General features: G+C 67.6%; 11 protein-coding genes. 6 read left to right on the top strand and 5 right to left on the bottom strand.

Annotated features, from left to right (window positions below; all coding sequences use genetic code 11):
* Nucleotides 1-14: 14 nt before the first annotated feature.
* Complete coding sequence (locus tag ACOFKS_RS05835) at nt 15-659, bottom strand: squalene/phytoene synthase family protein (protein ID WP_419808302.1); 645 nt, start codon at nt 657-659, stop codon at nt 15-17.
* A gap of 86 nt (nt 660-745) precedes the next feature.
* Here ACOFKS_RS05835 and ACOFKS_RS05840 point away from each other — a divergent pair, with 86 nt between their 5' ends.
* Genes ACOFKS_RS05840 through ACOFKS_RS05850 form a run of 3 tightly spaced genes read left to right on the top strand, consistent with a single transcriptional unit; the run spans nt 746 to nt 3,986 of the window.
* On the top strand, nt 746-2,746 hold the full coding sequence (locus tag ACOFKS_RS05840) for a TadE/TadG family type IV pilus assembly protein (RefSeq protein ID WP_419808303.1): 2,001 nt from the start codon (nt 746-748) through the stop codon (nt 2,744-2,746).
* Between the two features lie 41 nt (nt 2,747-2,787).
* Complete coding sequence (locus tag ACOFKS_RS05845) at nt 2,788-3,333, top strand: TadE/TadG family type IV pilus assembly protein (RefSeq protein WP_419808304.1); 546 nt, start codon at nt 2,788-2,790, stop codon at nt 3,331-3,333.
* On the top strand, nt 3,330-3,986 hold the full coding sequence (locus ACOFKS_RS05850; protein ID WP_419808305.1) for a TadE/TadG family type IV pilus assembly protein: 657 nt from the start codon (nt 3,330-3,332) through the stop codon (nt 3,984-3,986). Before ACOFKS_RS05845 ends, ACOFKS_RS05850 begins: the two co-directional genes overlap by 4 nt.
* A gap of 9 nt (nt 3,987-3,995) precedes the next feature.
* Here ACOFKS_RS05850 and ACOFKS_RS05855 read toward each other — a convergent pair whose 3' ends face one another.
* The gene (locus tag ACOFKS_RS05855; protein WP_419808306.1) at nt 3,996-5,417 is read right to left on the bottom strand and encodes a pyruvate dehydrogenase complex E1 component subunit beta; all 1,422 of its coding nucleotides are present in this window, start codon (nt 5,415-5,417) and stop codon (nt 3,996-3,998) included.
* Nucleotides 5,417-6,460, bottom strand: coding sequence for a pyruvate dehydrogenase (acetyl-transferring) E1 component subunit alpha (gene pdhA, locus ACOFKS_RS05860; protein ID WP_419808307.1), 1,044 nt, complete (start codon nt 6,458-6,460; stop codon nt 5,417-5,419). Before pdhA ends, ACOFKS_RS05855 begins: the two co-directional genes overlap by 1 nt.
* A 267-nt stretch (nt 6,461-6,727) precedes the next feature.
* Between pdhA and ACOFKS_RS05865 the strand changes: the two genes are divergently transcribed.
* From ACOFKS_RS05865 to ACOFKS_RS05875, 3 genes are read left to right on the top strand one after another with little or no spacing between them, the layout of a single operon-like run.
* Entirely contained in the window at nt 6,728-8,071 is a 1,344-nt protein-coding gene (locus ACOFKS_RS05865; RefSeq protein WP_419808308.1) for an MFS transporter, read from the top strand.
* Nucleotides 8,068-8,988: a cysteine synthase A gene (gene cysK / locus ACOFKS_RS05870; protein ID WP_419808309.1), complete on the top strand. Its 921-nt coding sequence runs from the start codon at nt 8,068-8,070 to the stop codon at nt 8,986-8,988. The genes ACOFKS_RS05865 and cysK overlap by 4 nt, the downstream gene beginning before the upstream one ends.
* A gap of 14 nt (nt 8,989-9,002) precedes the next feature.
* On the top strand, nt 9,003-10,391 hold the full coding sequence (locus ACOFKS_RS05875) for a cell wall hydrolase (RefSeq protein WP_419808310.1): 1,389 nt from the start codon (nt 9,003-9,005) through the stop codon (nt 10,389-10,391).
* Here the strand turns inward: ACOFKS_RS05875 and ACOFKS_RS05880 are convergent.
* Nucleotides 10,354-12,138, bottom strand: coding sequence for an acyl-CoA dehydrogenase C-terminal domain-containing protein (locus ACOFKS_RS05880; RefSeq protein WP_419808311.1), 1,785 nt, complete (start codon nt 12,136-12,138; stop codon nt 10,354-10,356). The two genes, ACOFKS_RS05875 and ACOFKS_RS05880, sit on opposite strands and share 38 nt — an antisense overlap.
* A gap of 3 nt (nt 12,139-12,141) precedes the next feature.
* Nucleotides 12,142-12,564 (bottom strand): MerR family transcriptional regulator, encoded by a 423-nt coding sequence (locus tag ACOFKS_RS05885; RefSeq protein ID WP_419808312.1) that lies wholly within the window; start codon nt 12,562-12,564, stop codon nt 12,142-12,144.
* Between the last annotated feature and the right edge of the window lie 18 nt (nt 12,565-12,582).

Here is a 12,582-nt window from a genome sequence, read left to right on the forward strand (position 1 = left end):
AAGCCGGCCGCAGGCTAGCGCCCCGTCAGCCGATACGCGAGTAGCCGCGCGACCCGGCGCGGGCTTCCCGGCCGGCTTTTCGCGTCCAGATCGGATCGAGCCAGCAGTCCCAGCGCGCCGAGCACCCGCAGCGAGCGCGGCCATCGCCGCCCGTACCCGCCCGCCAGCCGCGCTCGCGCCAGTGCTGTCGCGGGAACCGATAGCGCCGGCCACCCTGCCGCCAGGTCGACCAGCGCCCACCCCTCGCCCACCGCCTCGACCCGCATGTCGCGATCGCCCGCCACCCCCGCCGCCAGCGCGAACAGCCGCCCGCCACGCTCCGCCGCATAGGCCGCGAGGTCCGGCTCACCCTCCAGCACCCGCGCCCAGCCGTCGACCAGCGACGCCATGGCCGCGCCGCCGACGCCCAGCGGCAGCACCGCCGCCGCCAGCGTCTGCAACAGCGGCTCCGCCGGTGTCGGCGCCTCCTCGAGGCGAGCCAGCGCTTCCTCCCACCAGGTCAGCCGCATCAGCCCGATCATCGGATCGCGTGCCGCCATGGCGATCGCCCGCAGCCGCGCGTCCAGCGCGAACAATGACGTCACCGCGTCGCGCCCGGCCGCCGGGGCATAGCCCAGCGCCAGCGCCCGCTCAGCATTCCTTGCGTCGTCGTTAACCATCTCCATGCACCCCGGCTTAGCTACGGCAGGACCATGGCCGGACGTTGAAACCCGTCCGGTCCGGATGGGGGAGCGGTGTGGCAATCATGAACCCTCGTACCTTCCTCGGCCGGCTCGCGCACGACAAGCGCGGCAACACCATCGCAATGATGGCGATCTCGCTGATCCCGATCTCGGCGCTGGTCGGCTCCGCGATCGACACCTCACGCATGTATTTCGTCAAGGTCCGGCTGCAACAGGCATGCGACTCGGGCGCGCTGGCGGGCCGCAAGTTCATGTCGGGCACCACCTACGACACCACCGCCAATACGCGCGCGAACACCTTTTTCGACAACAACTTCCGTGTCGGCGTGTTCGGCACCACGTCCGGAACCCGCACGTTCAGCAAGACCGCCGACAATCAGGTACAGGGCACCGCCAGCGCCGTCGTGCCGATGACGCTGACCCGAATGATGGGCGCGACGGACGCGACGCTGACCGTCACCTGCCAGGCGAAGCTGGAGGTGCCGAACCTCGACGTCATGTTCGTCCTCGATACCACCGGTTCGATGGGCGACACCAATCCGGGTGACTCGGTCAGCAAGATCAGTGCGCTCCGGACGTCCGTGCTCAACTTCTTCGACGCGCTGGAGGCGGCGAAGGCCGGCACCTCGCGGATACGATACGGCTTCATGCCCTATTCCTCCACGGTCAACGTCGGCCTGTTGCTGAAACGCGAATGGATGGTCGACAGCTGGACCTATCAGTCGCGCACGCCAGCCGACGTCACCACAAACACCAGCACCACCACGCAGGGTACATACAATACGACCAGCAGTAGCACAGTAATTTCGGGGTCCAAGACCAATTACACGACGTACGGAAACCCGGAAGACTGTCAGGCGCCTGCAAACACGTACACGTCCTCGTCCAGCTCGACTACTTGGACCTCGAATGGCGACGGTTCGGAGAGCCAGACAGTCACTAAAACTGAAAATGGGAGCACCTTCTCCGCGTTGCCGGGCACGGGCGTATGTACCATCACAGAAACGCGATACACCAACTACAAGACGCAGACGGTAAACACTCGGCGGCCTAACCCGAATGCCGGGCAAACCACGACTACCACGTCGAACGTGTACTGGTGGAACTATCAGCCCGTGTCGTATGACGTCTCGGGGTTCAAAGGGTCAGCAACCAGCGGCTTGATGGCAGGCGGAACCGTACGCTACCCGCAACTCGCTGGTGGAAACGGCTCAGCTTGGTCTGCGCGCGACGTGCCCTGGAACAGCAACAACGCCTGCATCGAGGAACGCGACACGGTCCGTCAGAGTGATTACTCGACGATCCCCTCGACCGCCTACGACCTTGATATCGACAGCCTGCCCGAGGTGGGTAATCCGGCGACGCAGTGGCGTCCTTGGCTTCGCGATCTCGTCTATGCGCGCAAGTACACCAGCTACACCAATCCCTCCACCACCAACACGACGGGGTGGCCGTCCGACCGGCTCGCCGCTGTTCGATATAATGGTAACTACATCAATCTCAGCAGCTTTACTAACGACTACGCCGCTTGTCCGACCCAGGCGAAGAAGCTGAACACGATTACCAAGGCGGCGCTGACCACCTACCTCAACTCGCTTCGAGTGGCTGGCCGCACGTACCACGACGTTGGCTTCGTCTGGGGTCTGCGCTTCCTGTCGCCCGACGGTCTTTACGCGTCGGAGAACCAGACCGCGCCCAACGGCAGCGCCATCGCGCGCCACGTCATCTTCATGACCGACGGCCAGACGGAGACCAACTTCGCCGACTATGACGCCTATGGCCTCGCCGCGCTCGATCGCCGCCGCACCGACCCCTCGCGGCTGCCGATGGGCGCGACCGAGCAGAACACGATCGTCGAGAACCGGCTGACCGCGCTCTGCCAGGCGGCGCAGCGCAAGAACATGACGGTGTGGGTGATCGCGTTCGGCACCACGCTGACGCCGCTGCTCAGCAATTGCGCGACGCCGGGTGGCCATGCGTATCAGGCCAACAACGCCGACGAGCTCAACACCGCGTTCGCGACGATCGCGTCCAACATCGCCAAGCTCCGGGTCTCGCAATGACCCGGCGGCTGCTCCGTCGGCTGCGGCGCGACCGGCGCGGCGTGACGCTGGTCGAGTTTGCCTTCGTGGCCCCCGTCATGCTGCTGATGATCTTTGGGGTGATGGACCTTGGTTTCAGGCTCTACGTGCAGTCGATCCTGACCGGTGCCATGCAGCGCGCGGGTCGCGACGCATCGCTGGAGACCGGTGCCAGCCGCGCATCGACGCTCGACGATGACGTCGTCAAGTCGGTCCACGCGGTCGTCAGCAACGCCACCTGGGCTAGCAGCCGGCAGTCCTTCTCCGATTACGGCTCGATCAAGCCGGAGCCGTTTACCGACTCCAACAGCAACGGCGTCTACGACGTCGGCGAATGCTATTCGGACGTGAACGACAATGGCAGCTGGGACGAAAATCCCGGAAGGACCGGACTGGGCGGGGCCAACGACGCGGTCATCTACACGATGACGATCACCTACCCGCGCCTGTTCCCGCTCGCCGGCTGGCTCGGCTGGACCGGCGACCAGGTGATCTCGTCGCGCACCGTCCTGAAGAACCAGCCCTATTCCACCCAGAACGGCTTTGCCCCGGTGACCCGATGCTCATGACCCGATTGAAGCGGCTCGCGCGCGATACCGGCGGCACCGCGATGCTGGAGTTCGCGCTGTCGCTCCCGCTGGTGCTGCCGCTCGGGTTGTTCGGCATCGAGATGTCGAATTACGCGCTCACCCAGTTGAAGCTCAGCCAGGTCGCACTGGTCCTCGCCGACAACGCCTCGCGTGTCGGCGTCGACTCCGGCCTGTCGACGCAGGAACTGCGCGAGGCCGACGTCAACGACGTCATTCAGGGCGCGCGGTTGCAGGGCGGCGCGATGGATATCACGACCGGCGGCCGCATCACGCTTTCCAGCCTGGAGGTGAACAGCGACGGCGGTCAATGGATTCACTGGCAGCGCTGTGCCGGCCTCGCCAGCGGCACCGGCAACGACTCCAGCTACGGTGTCACGGGCGACGGCGCTACCGGCACCAGTTTTCAGGGCATGGGTGAAACCGGCGCCAAGGTGACGGCGCCGCCCTCGTCCGCCGTTATGTTCGTGGAAATCAACTACACGTACACGCCGCTCGTCTCGCACTATTTCGTCGGCACGACCCAGTTGCGATCGACGGCGTCGATGATCGTCCGCGACAACCGCCTTCTCAGCAGTGCGGTCACCAACGACGCGCACGCCGACAGTCTGACCTGCGACAAGCACACGACCTGACCGGCTCGGTCAGGTCCGGTAGCAGACCTTCTTCACCGTCTCGATCACCTTGGCCGCGCTGATCAGCGCCTGCTTCTCCAGGTTCGCGGCATAGGGCAGCGGCACGTCCTCGTCGGTCACGCGCAGCACGGGGGCGTCGAGGTCGTCGAACCCCTCCTCCATCACGAACGCCGCGATCTCGCTCGCGATCGAACAGGTCGGCCAGCCTTCCTCGACCACCACCAGCCGGTTGGTCTTCGCCAGGCTCTTCAGCACCGTCTTCCGGTCCAGCGGCCGCAGCGTGCGAAGGTCGATCACCTCCGCGTCGATGCCCTCTTTCGCCAGTTCTTCGGCCGCCTCCAGGCTCAGCCCCACGCCGATCGAATAGCTGACGATCGTCACGTCGCCGCCCTGGCGCATGATCCGCGCCTTGCCGATCGGCAGCACCCAGTCGTCCAGCTTGGGCACGTCGAACGAACGGCCATAAAGCAGCTCGTTTTCCAGGAACACGACCGGGTCTTCGGTCCGGATCGCCGCCTTGAGCAGCCCCTTGGCATCCGCCGCGTCATAGGGCGCGATCACGATCAGCCCCGGCACGCTCGCATACCACGGCGCATAGTTTTGCGAATGCTGCGCGCCCACCCGCGACGCGGCGCCATTGGGGCCGCGAAACACGATCGGACAGCGCATCTGTCCGCCCGACATGTAATTGGTCTTCGCGGCAGAGTTAACGATGTGGTCGATCGCCTGCATCGCGAAGTTGAACGTCATGAACTCGACGATCGGCTTCAGCCCCCCCATCGCCGCGCCCGCGCCGACACCGGCGAAGCCGTACTCGGTGATCGGCGTGTCGATGACGCGTCGTTCGCCGAACTCGTCGAGCAGCCCCTGCGTCACCTTGTACGCGCCCTGATACTGCGCGACTTCCTCGCCCATCACGAAGACGCGGTCGTCGGCGCGCATCTCCTCCGTCATCGCATCGCGCAGCGCCTCGCGGACGGTCAGCTTGACCATCTCGGTGCCCGCCGGGACCGCCGGGTCGCTCACCTCGGCGTCGTGCTTCGCCGCCTCGAACATCTGCCGTGCGCCCGTCTCGACCCGCTCCTGCGCCGGATGCGCCGAGTCCTCGACCGCGTCGGCCTTCTTCTCGTCCGCCTGTGCGTCGGGTTCGGGGGTGTCGTCCTTCGTCGCCGCCGGCGCCCCCTCGTCCTCCTCGCCCGCCATCGCCATGATGACGGTGCCGACCTTCACGTTGTCGGTGCCCTCGGCCACGAGGATCTTGCCCACCGTCCCTTCGTCGACCGCCTCGAACTCCATCGTCGCCTTGTCGGTCTCGATCTCGGCGAGGATGTCGCCGGACTTCACGACATCGCCTTCCTTGACCAGCCACTTGGCCAGCGTGCCTTCTTCCATCGTCGGCGACAGCGCGGGCATCTTGATCTCGACGGGCATCAGTAACGCTCCACCAGCACGTCGGTATACAGCTCGCGCGGCTCCGGCTCGGGCGTCGACTCGGCGAAGTCCGCCGCCTCGTTCACCTCGCGGCGGATGTCCTGCTCGACCTTCTTCAGCTCGTCCTCCTTGACGCCCTGCTCGCCCAGCAGCTTCTTCACATGCTCGATCGGGTCGGATTTCTCGCGCACCGCCTGCACTTCCTCGCGGCTGCGGTATTTGGCGGGGTCGCTCATCGAGTGGCCGCGATAGCGATAGGTCTTCATCTCCAGGATGATCGGCCCCTTGCCCGCGCGCACCCACTCCAGCGCCCGCTCGCCGGCGCCGCGACAGGCGAGCACGTCCATGCCGTCGACCTGGATGCCGGGGATGCGAAAGCTCTCGCCCCGCCGGTACAGCTGGTCCTCCGACGAGGCGCGATTGACGCTGGTCCCCATCGCATATTGGTTGTTCTCGATCACGAAGATGACCGGCAGCTTCCACAGCTCGGCCATGTTGAAGCTTTCGTAGACCTGTCCCTGGTTCGACGCGCCGTCGCCGAAATAGGCCAGGCACACGCCACCGTCGCCGCGATACTTGTGCGCGAAGCCCAACCCGGCGCCGAGCGACACCTGCGCGCCGACGATGCCGTGCCCGCCGTAGAATTTATGCTCGACGCTGAACATGTGCATCGAGCCGCCCTTGCCCTTCGAGATGCCCGACGCACGCCCGGTCAGCTCCGCCATCACGTCCTTGGCCGCGATGCCGCACAACAGCATGTGGCCGTGGTCGCGATAGCCAGTGATGACCGAATCCTTGTCGCTCAACGCCGACTGCAAGCCGACCGCGACCGCTTCCTGACCGATATACAGATGGCAGAACCCGCCGATCAGCCCCAGGCCGTACAGCTGCCCCGCCTTTTCCTCGAACCGACGGATCAGCAGCATCTGTTTGTAGAAGGCGAGCAGTTCGTCCTTCGACGCCGCATAGGGCTGCGGCTCGTCGGGTCGTTCGCGATTCGGGACAGGGGGAGCGGCGGCAGGGCGGGTGGCGGCTTTGGCCAAGGCGGCAGACCTCGTTTCCGGGGAGGAAAGCGCCGCTATAGGCGCGGTGTGGCGCGATGGGCAACGGCGCGGGCAAATCCTGCCCGGTACGGGGAGGTGGCGCGCGCGTAGCGCGTGACGGAGGGGGGCGCCACGAGCGGAACGCAATTGGCGCCCCCCTCCACCACTCGCCCAAGAGGGCGAGCAGTCCCCCTCCCCGTGCCGGGGAGGATCAAAAGGCCCAGCTTCCTTGCCCCACCCCTCACCCCCGGCCTACAGCCGGCCGCAATGGCCGCGCATCCCCTCACCATCCCCAACTTCCGCGCCTATTGGCTCTCCCGCCTCGCTGGCACGATCGCGGTCAGCGCGCAGGGGATCATCCTCGGCTGGCAGGTCTATGGGATCGCGCGTCAGACCATGGACGTGCGCGAGGCGGCGTTCATGCTCGGCATGATCGGACTGGCGCAGTTCCTGCCCCTATTCCTGCTCACACCCGTCGTCGGGCTGATCGCCGACAGCTTCGACCGGCGCTGGATCGTGCGCGGGACGACGGCGCTGCTGACGCTCAACGCCGCGATGCTCGGCTGGCTGACCTGGAGCGGGCAACTGTCGCTCCCCTTCCTCTTCACCGCCGCCGTGTTCATCGGCATCGCCCGCGCCTTCGCCGGTCCCGCCTATTCGGCGCTCGCGCCCAATCTGGTCCCGCGCGAAAGCCTGCCGACCGCGATCGCGGTGTCGTCGATCGCGTGGCAGGTCGGCACCATCGCCGGGCCGAGCGTCGGCGGACTGCTCTATGCCATCCACCCCGATGTCGCCTACCTTGCGATCTCCGCGCTGCTCGTCGTGGCGTTGGGCACGATGTTCCTGATCGGCCCGGTGCCACAACCACCCGCGCAAAAGGATCGCCACCCGCTTCAGCGGATCGCCGACGGCTTCCGCTACGTCCGCAACAACCGGCTGGTGCTCGCCACGATCACGCTCGACCTGTTCGTGGTGCTGCTCGCGGGCGCCACCGCCCTGCTGCCGATCTATGCGCGCGACATCCTTCATGTCGGGGCGAGCGGGCTGGGCGTGCTCGCGGCGGGAATGGGGATCGGTGCGGCGGCGGCGTCGGTCTGGTTCTCGATCCGGCCGATGGCCTCCAATGTCGGGGTCAAGATGCTGGTGGCGGTCGCGATCTTCGCCGTCGCGATCATCGTGTTCGGGACGGCGACCCGCCTCACCGAACTGCTCGGCATCACCCGTGTCGGGTTCGGCGCGTTCGGCATCGGCGTCCTCCCGGTGGACTTCATCATCAGCCTGGTCGCGTTGATCGTCGCGGGCGCCGCCGACATGGTGTCGGTCTATGTCCGCTCCTCGCTGATCCAGCTCCACACCCCCGACGCGATGCGCGGCCGCGTCAGCGCCGTGTCGCAGCTCACCATCTCCGCTTCCAACGAGCTGGGTGAGGCGGAGACCGGGCTGATGGCCTCCCTGCTCGGGCCGGTCGGCGCGGTGGCGCTGGGCGGCGTCGCGGCGATCGCGATCACGCTGGGCTGGTCGCGGCTCTTCCCCGAACTCAGGCTTGCCAAGACCTTCGACCCACCCGACATGCCTGCCCCCGAGCCGCACCACGGAGTAGCGACGCCATGAAGGCCACCACCGTTCTCGACACGATCGGCAACACGCCGCACATCCGCCTCCAGCGGCTGTTTCCCGGCTCGGAGGTGTGGATCAAGTCGGAGCGCGCGAACCCCGGCGGTTCCATCAAGGACCGCATCGCGCTCGCGATGGTCGAGGCGGCGGAGGCGGATGGCAGCCTCCAGCCCGGCGGCACCATCGTCGAGCCGACCAGCGGAAACACCGGCGTCGGGCTGGCGATGGTCGCGGCGGTCAAGGGCTACAAGCTGATCCTGGTCATGCCCGAATCGATGTCGCTGGAACGGCGCCGCCTGATGCTCGCCTACGGCGCCACCTTCGATCTGACGCCGCGCGAAAAGGGGATGAAAGGCGCGATCGAGCGCGCCACGCAGATCGTCGCAGAGCAACCCGGCGCGTGGATGCCGCAACAGTTCGAAAACGCGGCGAACATCGATGTCCATGTCCGCACCACCGCGCAGGAGATCCTCGCCGACTTCCGCGACACCCCGATCGACGTCATCGTCACCGGAGTCGGCACCGGCGGCCACATCACCGGCGTCGCGCAGGCGCTCAAGAAGGTTTGGCCCAACCTGAAGGTCTTTGCGGTCGAACCCTCGCTCTCGCCGGTCATCGCCGGCGGCCAGCCGGGGCCGCATCCGATCCAGGGCATCGGCGCCGGCTTCGTCCCCGCCAACCTCCACGCCGACCTGCTCGACGGCGTCATCGACGTCGACGCCAACGTCGCCAAGGACATGGCGCGGCGGTCGGCGCGAGAGGAAGGTCTGCTGGTCGGCATCTCGTCGGGCGCGACGCTGGCGGCGATCCTGCAAAAGCTGCCCGATCTCCCCGACGACGTCCGGGTGCTCGGTTTCAACTACGACACCGGCGAGCGTTATCTGTCCGTCCCCGACTTCCTGCCCGAGGCGTGAGCGGCGCTTCCTGAGTGATCGACCCGGCCGCCAATACCACCGTCATCCCCGCGAAAGCGGGGACCCATCTCCCGCCCGTCGATCGGCACGAATCGGCGGCGGGGGCTCCTGGCTTGCGTCACGATGGCCGGAGGTGGCTAACCGCGATCCTCGTGCTGGTCGCGCTGCTCGCGGTCGCCGTCCCCGCCCTCCTCCTGCGCTACGGCCCGACCGTCAACCCCACGCCCCGCCACCGCGCGGTCGCGCTGCCCCCTCGCCGCGTCGTTCCGCCCGCGGAGATCCCGCCGGTCGAGCCGATGGCCTATGTCGCGCTCCCCCCCGACGACGCGCGCACCTTCAATGCCGGCGTGCCTTTCTCGACGCTGCCCAACCCCGCTGCCCGCCCGTTCCGCTTCGCCGGCGGCACGCAGGACCGCGCCCGCGCCGTCGACTGCCTCGCCGCCGGCGTGCTCTACGAGGCGGGCGACGATGCGGTCGGCGAGCGTGCCGTCGCGCAGGTCGTGCTCAACCGCGCCCGCCACCCCGCCTTTCCGAAATCGGTCTGCGGCGTCGTCTTCCAGGGGTCGGAGCGCTCGACGGGCTGCCAGTTCAGCTTCACCTGCGACAACGCGATGAACCGCTGGCGCCCTTCCGAAGCCGCATGGACCCGCGCCCGCCAGGTCGCGTCGTCGGCGATCTCCGGGTCGGTCTACGCCCCGGTCGGCTACGCGACGCATTACCACACCGACTGGGTCGTGCCCTATTGGCAGTCGAGCCTCGACAAGATCGCCAAGGTCGGAACGCATCTGTTCTTCCGCTGGAGCGGCTGGTGGGGCACGCCGCGTGCGTTCGAGCGCGGCCAGTCCGGTGGCGAACCGGTAATCGCCGCGCTGAGCGCCTTGTCGCCGGCCCACGCCGTCGCCGACACCGCCGCGGTCACCGATCCGGCGCTGCTGCCGACGGCAATCGCCGAGGCGACCGGCCCCGCCGCGCCGCCGAGCGATCCGGACACCTTCATCCTCGATCTCAACCCCGGCACCTCACCCGACAGCTGGCCGCAATTCGCGCTGACCGTCTGCGGCGCGCGGCCGCGCTGCGTCTTCATGGGCTGGACCAACCACGCGATGATGCCGCGCGGTGGCGACCCGTCGCCTGCGCAGAGTGAGGCGATGGCGTTCAGCTACCTCCGCAACCGGGAGGCCGGGCTGGAACGGACCCTGTGGAACTGCACCACCCACCCGCGCCCGGTCCGCAACCAGTGTATGAAGCGCCAGGTGCTCCGGCTTCCGCCCGCCGCGCCCGCCGCCGTCTCGACGCCGACGCCCGGCGCGTCGCCGCTGGCCGGCGTCCGCCGCCGCAGCGAGGCGCCGATGCCGTCCGCCACGCCTACGCCGCCGCGAACATCTCCGGCGGCAACGCCATGACCGCGTCCGCCCCGCCCTCGATCTGTCGGCGCAGCGCCCCCGTCAGCGGCAGCAACCGCTCGCCATAGAAGCGCGCCGTCACCAGCTTCGCGTCGAGGAACGGATCGGCGTCGCCCCCCGCCTTCAACCGCGCCGCCGCATTCGCCATCTCCAGCCACATCAGACCTACCGCGACCAGCCCGGTCAGGTGCATATACGGCACCGCCCCCGCGCCGACATGGTCCGGGTTCGTCATCCCGTTCGCCAGGAACCACATGGTCGACGCCTGCAGATCGCCCAACGCGGCCTTCAACTGCTCGCCATACGCCTTGACGCCGTCGTCGGGCGACACCTCCGCCAACTTCCGCGTCACCAACGTCATGAAGCGTTGGATCGCCCGCCCCCCGTTCTGCGCCAGCTTCCGCCCCACCAGGTCCATCGCCTGGACCCCGTTGGTCCCCTCATAGATCATCGCGATCCGCGCATCGCGGACATACTGCTCCATGCCCCACTCGGCGATATAGCCATGGCCGCCATAGACCTGCTGCATGTCGGTCGCGATCTTGTAGCCCATGTCGGTGCCGAAGCCCTTGATAACAGGCGTCAATAACCCGATCAGGTCCGCCGCCTCCGCGTCGCCGCGATGCTCCAGGTCGACCTGCAACGCCCCCCACAGGCACAGCGCGCGCAGTCCCTCCGTCAGCGCCTTGGCCTCCATCAGCATGCGGCGGATGTCGGGGTGGACGAACAGCGGGTCCGCCTTCTCCGCAGGCTCCTTCGCCCCCGTCAGTGCCCGCCCCTGCCGCCGATCGCGAGCATAGGCGACGCCGTTCTGATACGCGGTCTCGGCAACGCCAAGCCCTTGTAATCCCACGCCAAGTCGCGCCGCGTTCATCATGATGAACATCGCGGCCAGCCCCTTCATCTCCTCGCCCACCAGCCACCCGGTCGCCCCGTCATAGTTCATCACGCACGTCGAATTGGCGTGGATGCCCATCTTGTGCTCGATCGACCCGCAACTCACCGCATTGCGTGCGCCCAGCGACCCGTCCGCCTCGACCAGCACCTTCGGCACCACGAACAGCGAAATCCCCTTCGAAGAATCCGGCGCGCCCGGCGTCTTGGCGAGCACCAGATGGATGATGTTCTCCGTCAGGTCGTGCTCGCCCGACGAGATGAAGATCTTCGTCCCCGTGATCGCGTAGCTGCCGTCCGCCTGCGGCTCGGCGCGGGTGCGGATCAGCCCCAGGTCGGTGCCGCACTGCGGCTCCGTCAGGTTCATCGTCCCGCCCCACTCGCCCGACACCAGCTTGGGCAGATAGGTCGCCTTCTGCTCCGGCGACCCCTTGGCGGTCAGCGCCGCGATCGCCCCGTGGGTCAGCCCCGGATACATCGCGAACGCCATGTTGGCCGAGATCATGTACTCCTGGAACGCGGTCGACACGACGTGCGGCATCCCCTGCCCGCCATAATCCGGATGGTTGCCCAGCGTCGCCCAACCGCTCTCGACGAACTGCCGGTATGCCTCCTTGAACCCGTCCGGCGTCGTCACCGACCCGTCGGGGTGCCGGGTGCAGCCCTGCTGATCGCCCGACAGGTTGAGCGGGAACAGCACCTCCGCGACGAAGCGCCCGCCCTCCTCCAGCACCGCCTCGACCACATCGGGTGTTGCGGTGTCGAAGCCGGTCTGATCGGCATAGCGATCGAGGCCGACGACGTGCTCCAGCACGAAGCGGGTGTCGCGGACGGGGGGCGTGTAGTGGGGCATGGCTTATCCTAGGTCCTGAGCGCGGCCGGCTTCGAGCACCGCCACGAAGTCGTTCAGTTCGGCGACGGCGGCGTCGATGTCGTGCTTCTGCGCCTCCAACAGTGCGATCCGCTCGCGGCAACGGTCGATCGCGACAGCGCGCTGGTGCCGCCGGCCGTCGCCGACATCGTAGAGGTCGATCATCTCCCGGATCGCCGACAGGCTGAACCCGACGCGCTTGCCGCGCAGGATCCAGGCGAGCCGGGCGCGATCGCGATGCGAATAGATGCGCTGCGTGCCCCGCCGCTCGGGCGCGATCAGCCCCTCGTCCTCGTAGAAGCGCAGCGCCCGCGCCGTGATGTCGAACTCCACGGACAGATCGGCGATCGAGAAGCTCTCCCGATCGGAGCGCGGGGGCACGACGGCCATGGCGATATGCGCGAGCATCGGTCGGCGGCTAGGGGC

This window comes from Sphingomonas sp. (assembly GCF_965200135.1).
Lineage (GTDB): Bacteria > Pseudomonadota > Alphaproteobacteria > Sphingomonadales > Sphingomonadaceae > Sphingomonas.